Here is a 14288-nt window from a genome sequence, read left to right as displayed (position 1 = left end):
TCTAATTAAAACTTCTAAATACCGTTGATCGTAATAAAAATTCAATCAGTAATAATCCAAAAGCTAATAGTACTAGTGGACGGTATTTTTCTTCGTAATTGTAATATTTGAATTCCTCAACATCTGTTTTCTCCAATTTGTTGATTTCATCATAAATAGCGGCCAGTTTTTTATTGTTATCCGCTCTAAAATATTTACCCCCGGTCACCTTGGAGATGTCTTTTAATAAGGCCTCATCAATCTCTACTTGTTGGCGTCCGTATTGGAATTGTCCATTAGGTAAAATGCCAATCGGAGAGAGAGCAGTTCCGTTAGTGCCAATCCCGATGGTATAGACTTTAATATCGTATTCTACTGCTAATTCGCTAGCAATTTTAGGATCTATAAATCCGGCGTTATTAACCCCATCCGTTAATAAAATAATCACTTTACTTTTTGCCTTACTGTCTTTAATACGGTTAACCGATGTTGCTAAGCCAGAACCAATGGCCGTACCGCCTTCAATTATGGTATTGTATTTAATCTCATTGAGGGCACGCAACACAATGGCTTTATCACTGGTAATTGGCGTTTTGGTATAGCTCTCTCCAGCGTATTCTACAATCCCGATGCGGTCATTTGGTCTGCCCTTGATAAACTCTGAAGCCACCTTTTTAAGCGCTTCTAGTCGGTTTGGTAGTAAATCTTTGGCCAACATACTTGCCGATACGTCAATAGCGATGACAATATCAATCCCTCTGGTGGTTTTTGTTTTCGTAGATACATCTACCGTTCTTGGGCGGGCTAACGCCGTAATAATTAAAGCGAGGGCCAATAGGCGCAACACAAATAGGACATGCTTTGCTTTAGTCAAGCGAGATGGCGTTATTTTAAACCCCTTTATGGTTGACATTTTAAGTTCAGCCGTCTGCTTGTTGTGTTTCAATACATACCACAACATGAGCAACGGTAGGAGGAGAAACAACCAGAAAAATTCTTTATTTAAAAATTCGATTCCTTCCAGCATCATTCTTCTTTTTTGAGTTCAACTGAATTTAAGACCCGCTCCATAATGTCATCTGCATACTGATCTTCTGCATCCCAAACTAAGATTATTTGTTGCAATATATTTTTCGCCGTAAAGGCTAATAATACGTAATTTCCTTTTCTAAATTGATCAGTAAGTGGTGTCGGGAAGGACGCAGAACCATACACCTTTAAGCCTTCAGCAGCATTAGGAGTGATAAATTGCTCACGCTTTACCAAAATATCCCTAACATTATTTTTCTCGAACATTTCTAAAGCGCCATTTACAGCAAGATTTAAATCGACTGAGGTGCTATCAGGAATGTTGAGTTTTGAGGTGCTAACCACAATATTAACGGAGCCTAATAGGGTGCCATAGCTAAACATGGTGGTTTCCGCTACTTTGGAAATAGAGTCAATTGCTTTTCCTTCTACACGCTCTAAAACCGCAGGTGTTGAGATGTAAATTGGTGGCACACCATATTCGCTCATTACCCAATCGCCTTCCAGCAACTCTTTACTATCGTTACCAATAATGGTGTCCTTCACATAATCAAAACCATATTTTATGGAGAATCCAATAAAGGTGGCAAGGATTAAAAACAGAGATAATGCAACGGTGATGATGATTTTACGACGTTGTTTCTTACGCGCTTGTTCTTCCTTGTATTGCTGATCTAGTAATTTTTCTTCTTCGGTTGGTTCTGGCAAGGCTTGCTTGACATTGTCAATTTCTAAATCAATGGTGTTTCTATCAATTTTTGCCAATTCAACATCAGGAGCAGATTTCGCAAATTTCACTAAATCCGCGCGTTTAAGAATGGTTTCAATATTTCTGATGTCTTCTTTACTAAGTTCTATTTGGTTGCCATCTTTTAATAAATTTAAGCGATGCACCAATTCGTCTGTCGTGCTTTCTAAAGCGCGATCGTAGACTTTTTCATCGAGATAACGTCTGATGATAAAGGTCAATTCTGAATAATAGCCCTTCAGTTCTGATTGTTGTAAATAGTCAGTTTCATCCAACTTTTTGAGGGCGAGTTTGGCGCGTTCATAAGGTGGCAATAACGCAATTTCTTCTTCTTCGGTCAAAGGTTTTTTACGCCAAATAAACCAATACATTAGGAAGGCAATAAGCGCAAGGACGGCTAACACAATCAGTGCAGTTTTCCACCAGTCGCTACTGCTTTTTTGAACTTCTATAAATGGTTTAATATCGTATAAGCCTTGTTTTGTGGAATCGACAAGGATATTATTGACCTCAACTTTTAAAGAATCTGTAAAATACTCTTTAGTTCCAATGATGATTTTTTGCCTAGGGATGGTATAACTGCCAGAATCGAATTGGGTTAGTCCATATTTTTTGATCAAATTGTATTTGGCACTGTTTTTTGTGGTGTCTACTTGGTACGATTCAATCATTTCCAAAGGCGAAAATGTTTGTCCTTCAGGGAACACCACCAGATCTGTAGTGTCTGCTTCCACCTCAATTTGATAAGTAATTTGCTCACCGATTTTAATTTTTGGGGTGTCAATGGAAGTTTTGACTTGACCGAAAGAGAAGAAAGAGATGATAAAAAAGAAAATAGAAAGAACGCTTGAAGCGCGGAGCTTGAAGCGAGAGGTGTTGTAGGTTATATGTCGAAAATCGTAATTCATAATTCGTAACTCGTTACTCTCTGCGTTTAAAATAGCCTAATAATTTGGTGACATAACTCTCATCTACCCGACAATCAATAGTACCAGCACCTGATTTTGAAAAAGTGTCCTTAAAATAGCTGACGCGTTCAAGGTGGTATTTGCTATAATCTGTTCTAATTCTTTTAGAAGCCGTATTGACCAACATATACTCGCCAGTTTCTTCATCTTGCATTTGCACCATGCCTAAATTAGGGATGCTTTCTTCGCGTTTATCATACACTCTAATCCCCGTAATATCGTGTTTGTTGGCGGCAATTTTTAGGGTTTGCTTATAATCATCCGCAATAAAATCAGATAGAAGGAATACAATGGCCTTCTTTTTCATCACTCCGGATAAAAATTGCAAGGCTTGAGTGATATCCGTTTTTTTACTTTTGGGTTTAAACTCAATCAATTCTCTGATGATACGCAACACATGAAATCTGCCTTTTTTTGGCGGGATATACAATTCGATAGTATCCGTAAACAAAATTAAACCAATTTTATCGTTATTTTGAGTAGCTGAAAATGCTAAGGTTGCCGCAATTTCAGTAATAATTTCGTTTTTAAATTGCTGTTCTGTACCAAACCATTCTGAACCCGAAATATCGACCATCAGCATCATGGTCAACTCGCGTTCTTCCTCAAATACTTTAATGTGCGGTTCATTGTAACGTGCCGTCACGTTCCAATCAATATTCCGTACATCGTCACCATATTGATACTGACGCACCTCGCTAAAGGTCATCCCTCTACCTTTAAAAGTGGAATGGTATTCTCCACCAAAGATATGGTCAGACAAGCGCCGCGTCTTAATCTCTATTTTACGTACTTTCTTTAAAAGCTCTTTTGTATCCATTTTTTATTGAGTCTGCAGTTGGCAGTCTTCAGGTTTCAGTCGCTATATGTTCAGAATTTAGTTGGACGGGTTACTGCCCACTGCTTACTGCTCACTGTGGACTTTATTTATGGTACTTCAATTTCATTAATGATTTTGTTGATGATATCAACTGACGTGATGTTTTCTGCTTCCGCTTCGTAAGTAATCCCCACTCTATGACGTAACACATCGTGAACAACGGCGCGGACATCTTCAGGAATCACGTAGCCACGACGCTTAATAAAGGCGTAACATTTTGCAGCAACCGCTAAATTGATACTTCCACGAGGCGAAGCGCCAAACGAGATTAACGGTTTTAAATCGGCTAGTTTATATTTTTCAGGAAAACGAGTGGCGAAGATGATATCGAGAATGTATTTTTCAATTTTCTCGTCCATATACACTTCTCGAACGGTTTGCTGTGCTCTTAAAATTTGTTCTACAGAAACGACAGCATTAACTTTCTCATAAGCGCCTTTCATATTATTACGCATAATGAGTTGCTCTTCGTCTATTTTTGGATAATCAATAACCGTTTTCAGCATAAAACGATCCACTTGTGCTTCAGGAAGCGGATAGGTTCCTTCTTGCTCAATAGGGTTTTGGGTAGCCATCACCAAAAATGGTCGGTCTAATTTAAAAGTTTCATCTCCAATAGTTACTTGTTTTTCCTGCATGGCCTCCAATAATGCCGATTGCACTTTAGCTGGCGCTCGGTTAATCTCATCGGCTAAGACAAAATTTGCGAAAATTGGACCTTTTTTAATGGTGAAATCATTCACTTTCATATTGTAGATCAGCGTACCCACCACATCAGCAGGTAATAAATCTGGTGTAAATTGTATCCTGCTAAAACTCGATTCAATAGCTTGGGACAGGGTGTTAATGGCGAGCGTTTTTGCCAAACCAGGGACTCCTTCCAACAATATATGTCCTTGTCCTAAGAGTCCAATTAGTAAGCGTTCAATCATATATTTTTGGCCTACAATGACCTTATTCATCTCAAAAGTAAGCAAATCAACAAAGGCACTCTCTCTTTCAATTTTCTCGTTAATGCTTTTGATATCAACTGTGTCTTCCATCATATTAGAAATTTATTTAACCTGAAATAGGGTCTGGGTTTTTGAGGTCTGCAAATTGTTAAAATTTTTAGTGGATTGCTGTTAATAATTGGTTAAAAAACAAAGAGCAACACCATTGGTGTTGCTCTTTTAATACATTTTTATGAAATAAAGCTTAATTAATCGTAATGATGCCGAGGTCGGTATTACTTTCTGCCGTTACTTTAATATCGTTTAATATTGTTGGTAATAAATCTGATTTAGGGTCAGGCGCTAAGGTAATCTTGTAATTACCCGGGTTTAATCCTACTAATAAGAACTTTCCTTCTCCGTTTGTATACGTCGTAATTGTATCAGTGCCTTTACTTGCGGTAATTTCGGTTTGCATACCCATTGGTAATACACTGCCTGAAATTGTTCCGGTGCTTGCTTCCGCACTTGCTCTTATCACTGGTTTTAAGTTGATATTGCCGGAATTCCCGGCGACAACAATTGATTTGTCAACATCAAAATCTAAAAGGAATGTGTAAGCCATGTTTGGCAATAAGGTTTGATTAATTTTGATTTTCAAACCTGATTGTTGTGCACTTGGCGTTTTTAAAGGAAAGGTCTCCCCGTCAATGACTACAGTGTTATCATCACCTAACACTAAACGGATCTGATTTAAGGTTCCCGAAAGCACTTCAAAGTCATCCACCAATAGCACATTCACGCCACCAGTTAATGTTAATAGATCATAAACCCCAGCATTAATCGCATTCAAACTTTGCCATCCTTCTTCGCCATCTCCGGCATCATTAACTTTTACCATCACGTCAACAATGTCAATATAAACGTGATCATAATCTCCAGGAGCGTCCATTAATTTAATCGAAACTTTTGCTTTTCCTTCTGCATTGGACGCTGCGTCGTCTTCACTACACCCAAATGAGAAAAATGTGATGAGGGCTAATAAGCTTGCTTTTTTTAAAAAATTCATAGTATTTGTAATTTATAGGTTCAATTGTATGTACGTAATATTTTCAGAAATGGACTACAGTAAACGGTTAAGATAGTTGATGTTGCAGGCACTCAGGCACTTAATCCAATAAATTTTAGAAGAATCTGCAGTTTCCAACTTCAGGAAATTTTATTCCCTACCATGTAGTGACGAATTTGATAATTATTAAACATGAATCAGCTTACTCTTTTAGATTTAAGTATTTTTATATTCTGAATGAATAGATCTAAAACAAAACGTGTGAAGTATTCGAAAATTATAGCAGGAACGATGACTTGGGGAGCTTGGGGCAAAAAGCTTTCTACTGAAGCAATGGCAGATTTGATGCACTTTTGTGTAGAACAGGGCGTCAGTACATTTGATCATGCCGATATTTATGGCGGCTACACGACGGAAGCTGAATTTGGGCAGGCTTTTGCTCAGAGTGGATTGAATCGAGAGGCAGTGCAACTGATTAGTAAGTGTGGCATTCAGCATCTTTCTGGGGGTCGGAAGAATAAAATAGGACATTATAGATATGATAAGGATTATATAATTTGGTCAGTAGAAACCTCTTTGAAAAATTTGCAAACGGAGTATTTAGATGTACTGTTATTGCATCGGCCGAGTCCGTTGATGCACCCCGATGAGATTTCGGAAGCCATCGAGAAATTAAAACAACAAGGGAAAATTATAAGCTTTGGCGTCTCAAATTTCACGCCGTCTCAAGTGGATTTGATTTCAAAAAATGTACCTGTAGAAGTGAATCAGATAGAATTTTCCTTAACCCAATATTCGGCCATGTTTGATGGCAGTTTGGACCATCTGCTGATCAAGGAGATTTCCCCAATGGCCTGGTCGCCTTTAGGAAATGTCTTTAAAGAAGATACAGCGCAAACCCGACGCATAAAAATCCTGTTGGGTGAACTGAGCCTTAAGTACAATGCTACCGAAGATGCCTTATTGCTTGCCTGGATTTTAAAACACCCGGCTAACATCTATCCAGTGGTGGGTACCACTACTAAATCCCGACTTGAAGATGCTGTAAAAGCAGCGGCGATTGACTTGGAGTTGGAAGATTGGTTTTTAATGTTGGTGGCTAGCCAGGGGCATGTTATGCCTTGATGGGTATTCAGACTACAGTATTCAGTTGGCAGTTGGCAGTATTCAGGCTACAGTATTCAGTTGGCAGTCCTCAGTATTCAGTATACAGAAAGCTGTAATTAGGAGAGGTTTAAAAGGGAAATTGTCGTTAGACAGTTGGACTGAAAATCAATAAAAAATGATAATAATTTAATACATAAAGTTCCTGTTTTTGGGAGTAAAAATTATATGAAAAGAAAAACAGCATTAATTACGGGCGCTACTAGTGGTATTGGGCGCGCTACGGCTCATGAATTTGCCAAACACGGCATCAATTTAATTTTATGTGGACGCCGTCAGGAACGTTTGGATGCCATCAAAAAGGCTCTCGAAAAAACTACTGATGTGCACGTCCTAAATTTTGATGTCCGCGACAAAGACGCCACTTTTAAAGCGATTGCCTCATTGGCAGAAGATTTTAAAACCATAGATATTTTAATTAACAACGCCGGAAATGCCCACGGTCTCGATCCCATCCAAACTGGCGATACCGATGATTGGGATGCAATGATGGATATTAATGTAAAAGGGTTGTTGTATGTTAGTAAAGCGATAATTCCGCAGATGACGGAGCGTCAATCGGGTCACATCATTAATATTGGATCTTCCGCCGGGAAGGAAGTATACCCTAAAGGCAATGTGTATTGTGCGAGCAAACATGCGGTTTTAGCCATTACCGAAGGGATGCGCCTTGATCTCAATCCGTTTGGGATTAAAGTAAGCGCCATTAATCCTGGCTTGGTGGAAACTGAATTTTCGCAAGTGCGATTTAAAGGCGATGCTGTGGCAGACACGGTCTATAAAGGTTATAAAGCCTTACAAGCTGAAGATGTTGCTGAGGTCATTTACTTTGCAGTATCGCGTCCCGCCCATGTGAATATTGCTGATGTATTGATGTTACCAACAGCTCAAGCATCGTCGACGGTAATTAAAAAGGATCATTAATTTACGCACGAATAATCAAAAATTGCAAGCACCTTGATCAACAAACGTCTGCTCATAAAAAACCTTTTGGCTCATAATGATGAGAACAGCTTCTATGACAAAAAGCGGCAGATTGATATTGGCGAAAAAGAAGGCAAAGCGAAATTCCTGAAGCACGTGTGTGCCCTGTCTAACACCAATCCTAAAAATAATTCTTATATCGTTATTGGGGTTGAGGATGATGACAATAGAATTATGGGTGTTGACTTTTTTGACGATAGCAAAATTCAAAATTTGATCAATGCGTATTTGATCAATCCTCCCATTGTACAGTATGAAAACATTCCGTTTCCGCATCTGCCCGATGATAAAGTAGTGGGTCTGGTAACCATTAGGGCTATTGATGGGTTGACCTCGCTTAAAAAGAATATTTGGAAGTACTACGGCGGCTCTGTGTTTTATAGAGATGGGAGTATGAGCATGCCCAAAGTTTACGATGTCGACATAAAAGATGTCAACTCCAAAATTGTGGAAGCTATAGAAAATAACTCCCAAAATAACATTCAACATACCTTAGACGGGGTGTTCGATTTTTTGAGCAAACGAAAAGATTACCACCCCCAATACAAAGTGTTTAAAGAATATTTCGTGCTCTGCTGGGCCGGACAGAAAAAGGTCTATAAAAATGAAACTTTTTACAGTAGGGTGGATATTGAATTGATCAATGAGCAGGTGCGACTGTTTTTTTCGACTTTAGATGAGGTGACCATTCGTTATGACGACCATGCTTTTAATATTGTTGAATACGTGAGTTTAGGACTCAACAATAGTTATAAATATTACCCATTGGAAGAGACGCGTATTAGTTTTGCCAACAACGCTACCTATCATATTGAGACCAAACTACTTTTTGAAGCCCCACAATTTGACAGGAAGGTTTTGCATCATATTTATAATGCAAATAATGCTATTTTAGATAAACTGAAAAAGGGAGTTACTTTAAATTCTAGTGAAGAACGTGATGTAAAAAATCTGCCCGCAACCTACCTTATTTGCTACCTTAATTTGTTTCACGATGCGATAGATAAATTGAATGAAGCCAAACCGTATTTAAAAAAATACAATTCAGAAGTCTATGAGAGTTTAAAAGAATCGTTGCGGATTTTAAGAAAAGTGAAGTATAGTTAGGCACAGAATTTCTTTACCGTTTGTCGATGTTTTTTGAAAGCGTATGTAATTCAACATATATATTGACAGATTGTAGTTTTTAAGAATGTTGTTGAAATAATAATCGCATATTTACAGTGCTATTAATCAATTATATATACCCTGTTTCTCCTGATTCTATTATCAGCATTGAAACAGGGTTTTTTTTGTAAAATTTCGTCGATATTTTTAATTTCTTGTTGGACGCCGTAAGCTCCCCGAATTTTATAAGCATCATCTTTATAGGATCAAGTCCAAAAGTGGTGGGATTTCTACGCCCTGTCATCCAGTTTGTCATTCCGACGTTAGGAGGAATCCCATGATCGTGAGTACTTTATGATACAAAGATGATGTGATGTCTCATTACATTCGACATGATAAAAATGGGATCAAGTCAAAAAGTTATGGGATTTTCTACGTCCTGTCATCCCATTGCAATTTGTCATTCTGACGTTAGGAGGAATCCCATGATCGTGGGTACTTTATGGTACAAAGATGATGTGATGTCTCATTACATTCGACATGACAAAAATGGAAAATCTACAATTTTAGAAATTCTTAAATCGTTAAGTTACGCGTTGCGTATAAACTCTTCACATTTATCCACCATGTTCGTACTGCCACAAACAAATGGGACACGTTCATGAAGTTCCGTAGGCTGAATGTCCATAATACGTTGAATGCCATCACTAGCTTTTCCATCAGCCTGTTCTGCTAAAAATGCCATCGGATTGCATTCGTACAGCAAACGCAATTTTCCTTTTGCATTTAAAGAGCTCTTTGGATACAAATAAATTCCACCTTTAATCATATTTCTATGAAAATCGGACACTAATGAGCCAATATAGCGCGATGTGTAAGGTCGGTCACCTTCTTCCATCTGGCAATATTTGATGTAATTTTTTACGCCTTGTGGGAAATGGATGTAGTTACCCTCGTTTACCGAATAGATGCGGCCGTCTTTAGGAAACTTCATATTAGGGTGCGATAAGTAAAAGGTTCCAATGGCTGGGTTAAGTGTAAACCCGTTAACCCCGTCACCAGTAGTATAAACGAGCATGGTGGAAGTGCCATAAACAACATAGCCAGCGGCTACTTGTTGATTTCCGGGTTGTAGAAAATCCTCAATGGTTACTGGCGTTCCGATAGGTGTCACTCGTCTGTAGATCGAAAAAATAGTCCCCACAGATACGTTCACATCAATGTTTGATGAGCCATCCAAAGGATCAATAAGCACGACATATTTATTTTGATGATTTTCATCCTGACTGTTGATGGCAATAAAGTCATCTTCCTCTTCACTAGCAATACCACAAACGATATTTCGGTTGGTCATGGTTTGAATAAACTTTTCGTTGGCGTAAACGTCCAGTTTTTGCTGGTCTTCACCTTGAATATTCATATCGCCTGCTGCGCCGATGATGTCCACCAATCCGGCTTTGTTCACCTCGTAATTGACGACTTTTGCGGCTAACCGTATGGAATTTATAAGGCTAGAAAGTTCACCTGATGAGTATTTAAATGAGGTCTGATTTTCAATAATGAATTCACCTAGAGTTTGATGTTTGCGAAACATGAAGTGTTTTGGATTTGTTTCTGCAAATATCGTATTTTTTACCATACTACATCGTTTTCGGAAAACTTAAATGGTTTTAATTTTATCAGTTTGCGTTATATTTGAAAAGAATTTTTTATAAATGAATTTCAAAATAAGAAAGGCTATTTCTCAAGATATGCCTCAAGTACACGCACTAATCACTGAATTGGCAATTTTTGAAAAAGAACCTGATGCTGTAGAAGTGACCATTTCACAATTACAACAAGATGGGTTTGGAGAGCATCCTTCGTTTCAGTGTTTTGTAGCTGAAGTTGAGGAAACCGTACAAGGCATCGCATTGGTTTATCCACGTTATTCCACCTGGAAAGGTAAAATATTGCATCTTGAAGATTTAATTGTGAGTCATAAAATGCGCGGTAGTGGATTAGGGACGGCACTTTTAGATGAGGTTGTGCGTTATGGAGATCAATTGGGCGTTAAACGCATTTGTTGGGAAGTGTTGGATTGGAATGATCCCGCCATTGAATTTTATCAAAAGAAAGGTGCGGACGTGAAGCGCGATTGGGATGTGGTCCATTTAAATGAAGAAGGAATTAAAAATTATATAGCGACGCTAAAGGATGCACGTATTTAAATTTGGAGGCGCCTCAGTAAAAGATGCACTTGGGGTTAGAAACTTAGAAGCTGTTTTAAGAACGGTGGGGTATGAAAATACCTTAATAGTGATTTCCGCCATGGGGAAAACAACCAATGCGCTGGAGATTGTGGTGGGCAATTACTTTAATACTAAAGGTGAATTGCAAAGTTCTATACAGGACGTCAAAAAATATCATAATGCAATTCTTTTAGATCTTTTTGATACCGGACCGGAAGAAACTCATCCCGTCTTTAAGAAAGTAAGCGCCCTATTTGAAGAGTTGCGCCATTTTTTTGACCGAAATAAGTCGCCGGATTATAATTTTGTCTACGATCAGGTAATTGGTTACGGAGAATTGGTCTCCACCCTTATTGTGAGCGAATATCTCAATAGGGTTGGGATTAGAAATAATTGGGTAGATGTACGGGAATTGATTAAAACAGACACGTATTACAGACGCGCCAACGTTAATTGGGAAGCTACCCAAGCCGCGGTAAGTTCTAAATTAAACACTTCAGTTTTAAACATTACTCAAGGCTTTATTGGTAGTGACGACAATAACTTTATGACCACATTAGGCCGTGAAGGCAGTGATTATTCGGCAGCCATTCTTGCCTATTGTTTAAATGCGGAGAATGTGACCATTTGGAAAGATGTGCCCGGAGTGCTTAATGCTGATCCTCGATACTTTGAAAACGCACAGTTGCTCAATAAAATCTCTTATCGGGAGGCTATTGAGTTGGCGTTTTACGGAGCTTCGGTGATCCACCCTAAAACATTGCAGCCATTACAGCAAAAGGAGATTCCCCTCTTTGTCAAATCTTTTAAAAATCCTGAACATGCAGGGACTATGGTGGCAAAAGGGTCGGGAATAGAACCGTTGATTCCGTGTTTTATCGTGAAGAAAAATCAAGTATTGATTTCTTTATCGTCCTTGGATTTTTCTTATATCGTAGAAGAAAATATCAGTGAGATCTTTAAATTGTTGGCCTTGTATAAAATGAAGGTGGATGTGATTCAAAATTCTGCCATCAGTTTTTCAGTTTGTGTGGATAATGTGTACAATAATCTCCCTAAGCTTTTGCAACATTTAAAAGCAAGGTTTAAAGTCACCTGCCATGACAACGTGTCCTTATATACCATTCGTCACTATACTCAAGATGCCATTGCGCAATTAGAGGAGGGCAAAACGATCTTGTTAAAGCAATTGACACAAGGCACCGTTCAAATGGTCGCCGAATAATTGACCATCAAAAAGGTGAAAGAGATCGGTTTAGAGCATCATCTCAAAAAATATTTATAAATAAAAATGATTAGGTTTGTAGCCATGACCAAACAGCAGGATATCGGATTAGTAAGTGCAAAGGAAGTTGCGAAAGCCATCAATTTGGAAAAGTATGGTGTTTTAGGCACATTTACTGGCTGGATACTTATGAAAGTTCTTAAAATATCCACACTCAATGAGGTTTACAACCGTCATAAACATTTAAAAGAGACTGATTTTTTAGATGCTATCTTGGGTGATTTTCAGATCCGATTTGAAATACCAGAAGATGATTTAAAACGCTTGCCTAAGGAGGGTGCATTTATAACGGTATCCAACCATCCGCTAGGAGGGATTGATGGCATCCTTTTGCTGAAATTAATGTTAGAGCAGCGCGAGGATTTTAAAATCATTGCTAATTTTCTGCTGCATCGTATTGCGCCCATGAAGCCGTATATAATGCCGGTTAATCCATTTGAAGATCGTAAAGATATAAAATCGAGTGTTGCAGGGTTTAAGAATGCCATTTTGCATTTGCGCGCCGGCCACCCACTAGGTATATTTCCTGCTGGTGAAGTATCTACCTATAGAGATGGGAAGTTAGTCATTGATCGTCCTTGGGAAGAAGCCGCTATGAAACTCGTGCAAAAAGCAGAAGTGCCGGTAGTGCCAATTTATTTTCACGCAAAAAACAGCAAGTTATTTTATAAGCTTTCTAAAATTAGTGATACGTTCAGGACGGCTAAATTGCCTTCAGAAGTGTTGACCCAAAAGAGGCGCGTTATCAAAGTTAGGATAGGAAAACCAATTACTGTAGCTGATCAAAAGGAACACACCACGCTAGAGGAGTTTTCAGAGTTTTTGAGACGTAAAACGTATATGCTGGCCAATAGTTTTGACGAGAAAGGCAAATTTCTCAGCACAATTTCTTCCACATTAAAAGTGCCAAAAGCCATTAAAAGTATCGTCATGCCTGTAAGCGTAGACACGATGATAAAGGAAGTCAATTATCTGCGGGAACATGATGGGCGACTCCTAGAAAGCAAGAATTATGAAGTGTTTTTTACCGATTCTAAGAAAATTCCTAACATTCTGCGAGAAATTGGTCGACTGCGTGAAATTACCTTTAGAGAGGTAGGGGAAGGCACGAACGAATCGATAGATTTAGATCCGTTTGATAATTATTACCACCATATGTTTTTATGGGATAATACCACTAATAAATTAGCAGGCGCATACCGTATGGGCCTCGGTTCGAAAATATTTGCCAAATACGGCATTGATGGGTTTTACCTTCAGGATTTATTCCGTTTTGAGCCTGAATTGTATAAAATGATGAGCGAATCCATTGAAATGGGTCGCGCATTCGTCATCAAAGACTATCAATTGAAACCGATGCCTTTATTCCTCTTATGGAAAGGTATTGTACATACTACGTTACGGTATCCAGAGCATAAGTATTTAATTGGTGGCGTGACCATTAGTGATAAGTTTACCAACTTTTCAAAATCACTCATGATTGAATTTATGAAATCCAATTACTATGATCCTTATGTAGCGCAATATGTGCATCCAAAAAAGGAATTCAAGGTGAAATTAAAAGATGCCGATAAGGATTTTGTGTTTGACGAAACGGAAGCTGATTTGGTAAAGTTTGACAAAATCATTGATGAGTTAGAGCCAGGAACACTGCGACTACCAGTTCTAATTAAGAAATACATCAAACAAAATGCTAAAGTGGTAGCCTTTAATGTGGATCCCCTTTTTAATAACGCCGTAGATGGTTTAATGTACATCAGAATAGCCGATTTACCAGAAAGCACCGTCAAACCCGTGATGGAAGAATTTCAAGCGGAGATGGAGCGGAAATTCGCGGAGAATGGGGATGCTCCAGACATTTAAATTTTGAGAGAAAAAAACATACATAAGAAACATAAAAAGAGCCAAGTTT

Annotated in this window: 12 protein-coding genes; 6 read left to right on the top strand and 6 right to left on the bottom strand. The window is 38.4% G+C overall.

Going from position 1 to position 14288, the window contains the following annotated elements:
- Position 1: 1 nt before the first annotated feature.
- The 5 genes from ES711_RS06730 to ES711_RS06710 form a co-directional block, all read right to left on the bottom strand.
- A complete protein-coding gene (locus ES711_RS06730) occupies positions 2 to 1006 on the bottom strand; it encodes a VWA domain-containing protein (protein ID WP_146892866.1) in 1005 nt (334 codons plus the stop codon).
- On the bottom strand, positions 1006 to 2664 hold the full coding sequence (locus tag ES711_RS06725) for a BatD family protein (protein WP_146891791.1): 1659 nt from the start codon (positions 2662 to 2664) through the stop codon (positions 1006 to 1008). The genes ES711_RS06730 and ES711_RS06725 overlap by 1 nt, the downstream gene beginning before the upstream one ends.
- A gap of 13 nt (positions 2665 to 2677) precedes the next feature.
- Positions 2678 to 3544 (bottom strand): DUF58 domain-containing protein, encoded by an 867-nt coding sequence (locus ES711_RS06720; RefSeq protein ID WP_146891788.1) that lies wholly within the window; start codon positions 3542 to 3544, stop codon positions 2678 to 2680.
- Positions 3545 to 3651: 107 nt separating this feature from the next.
- Positions 3652 to 4650: an AAA family ATPase gene (locus ES711_RS06715; protein ID WP_394344881.1), complete on the bottom strand. Its 999-nt coding sequence runs from the start codon at positions 4648 to 4650 to the stop codon at positions 3652 to 3654.
- 151 nt (positions 4651 to 4801) lie between these two features.
- A complete protein-coding gene (locus ES711_RS06710; RefSeq protein WP_146891785.1) occupies positions 4802 to 5605 on the bottom strand; it encodes a DUF4382 domain-containing protein in 804 nt (267 codons plus the stop codon).
- A gap of 237 nt (positions 5606 to 5842) precedes the next feature.
- Here ES711_RS06710 and ES711_RS06705 point away from each other — a divergent pair, with 237 nt between their 5' ends.
- From ES711_RS06705 to ES711_RS06695, 3 genes are all read left to right on the top strand, one after another.
- A complete protein-coding gene (locus ES711_RS06705; protein ID WP_146891782.1) occupies positions 5843 to 6730 on the top strand; it encodes an aldo/keto reductase in 888 nt (295 codons plus the stop codon).
- Positions 6731 to 6937: 207 nt separating this feature from the next.
- On the top strand, positions 6938 to 7693 hold the full coding sequence (locus ES711_RS06700; protein ID WP_146891780.1) for an SDR family NAD(P)-dependent oxidoreductase: 756 nt from the start codon (positions 6938 to 6940) through the stop codon (positions 7691 to 7693).
- A gap of 33 nt (positions 7694 to 7726) precedes the next feature.
- Positions 7727 to 8860, top strand: a complete 1134-nt coding sequence (locus ES711_RS06695) for an ATP-binding protein (RefSeq protein WP_146891778.1) — start codon at positions 7727 to 7729, stop codon at positions 8858 to 8860.
- A gap of 589 nt (positions 8861 to 9449) precedes the next feature.
- On the opposite strand, the gene fbp is transcribed toward ES711_RS06695, so the two are convergent.
- Positions 9450 to 10454: a class 1 fructose-bisphosphatase gene (fbp, locus tag ES711_RS06690; protein ID WP_146892863.1), complete on the bottom strand. Its 1005-nt coding sequence runs from the start codon at positions 10452 to 10454 to the stop codon at positions 9450 to 9452.
- 121 nt (positions 10455 to 10575) lie between these two features.
- Here fbp and ES711_RS06685 point away from each other — a divergent pair, with 121 nt between their 5' ends.
- The 3 genes from ES711_RS06685 (at position 10576) to ES711_RS06675 (ending at position 14239) form a co-directional block, all read left to right on the top strand.
- Positions 10576 to 11070 carry a GNAT family N-acetyltransferase gene (locus ES711_RS06685; RefSeq protein ID WP_146891775.1) on the top strand — a complete coding sequence of 165 codons (495 nt, stop codon included), beginning with the start codon at positions 10576 to 10578 and terminating at the stop codon, positions 11068 to 11070.
- Positions 11057 to 12316 (top strand): aspartate kinase, encoded by a 1260-nt coding sequence (locus ES711_RS06680; protein ID WP_146891772.1) that lies wholly within the window; start codon positions 11057 to 11059, stop codon positions 12314 to 12316. The genes ES711_RS06685 and ES711_RS06680 overlap by 14 nt, the downstream gene beginning before the upstream one ends.
- 84 nt (positions 12317 to 12400) lie before the next feature.
- Entirely contained in the window at positions 12401 to 14239 is a 1839-nt protein-coding gene (locus ES711_RS06675) for a GNAT family N-acyltransferase (RefSeq protein ID WP_170245255.1), read from the top strand.
- Positions 14240 to 14288: the final 49 nt, after the last annotated feature.

Source organism: Gelidibacter salicanalis (genome assembly GCF_007997285.1).
GTDB classification, from domain to species: domain Bacteria; phylum Bacteroidota; class Bacteroidia; order Flavobacteriales; family Flavobacteriaceae; genus Gelidibacter; species Gelidibacter salicanalis.
The sequence above is the reverse complement of the archived record's forward strand: the minus strand, read 5'-3'. Positions and strand labels throughout refer to the sequence as shown.

Coding starts and splice junctions, on each gene's coding strand:
- ES711_RS06730 (WP_146892866.1), bottom strand. CDS start 1,006: ATGCTGGAAGGAATCGAATTTTTAAATAAAGAATTTTTCTGGTTGTTT.
- ES711_RS06725 (WP_146891791.1), bottom strand. CDS start 2,664: ATGAATTACGATTTTCGACATATAACCTACAACACCTCTCGCTTCAAG.
- ES711_RS06720 (WP_146891788.1), bottom strand. CDS start 3,544: ATGGATACAAAAGAGCTTTTAAAGAAAGTACGTAAAATAGAGATTAAG.
- ES711_RS06715 (WP_394344881.1), bottom strand. CDS start 4,650: ATGATGGAAGACACAGTTGATATCAAAAGCATTAACGAGAAAATTGAA.
- ES711_RS06710 (WP_146891785.1), bottom strand. CDS start 5,605: ATGAATTTTTTAAAAAAAGCAAGCTTATTAGCCCTCATCACATTTTTC.
- ES711_RS06705 (WP_146891782.1), top strand. CDS start 5,843: ATGAATAGATCTAAAACAAAACGTGTGAAGTATTCGAAAATTATAGCA.
- ES711_RS06700 (WP_146891780.1), top strand. CDS start 6,938: ATGAAAAGAAAAACAGCATTAATTACGGGCGCTACTAGTGGTATTGGG.
- fbp (WP_146892863.1), bottom strand. CDS start 10,454: ATGTTTCGCAAACATCAAACTCTAGGTGAATTCATTATTGAAAATCAG.
- ES711_RS06685 (WP_146891775.1), top strand. CDS start 10,576: ATGAATTTCAAAATAAGAAAGGCTATTTCTCAAGATATGCCTCAAGTA.
- ES711_RS06680 (WP_146891772.1), top strand. CDS start 11,057: ATGCACGTATTTAAATTTGGAGGCGCCTCAGTAAAAGATGCACTTGGG.
- ES711_RS06675 (WP_170245255.1), top strand. CDS start 12,401: ATGACCAAACAGCAGGATATCGGATTAGTAAGTGCAAAGGAAGTTGCG.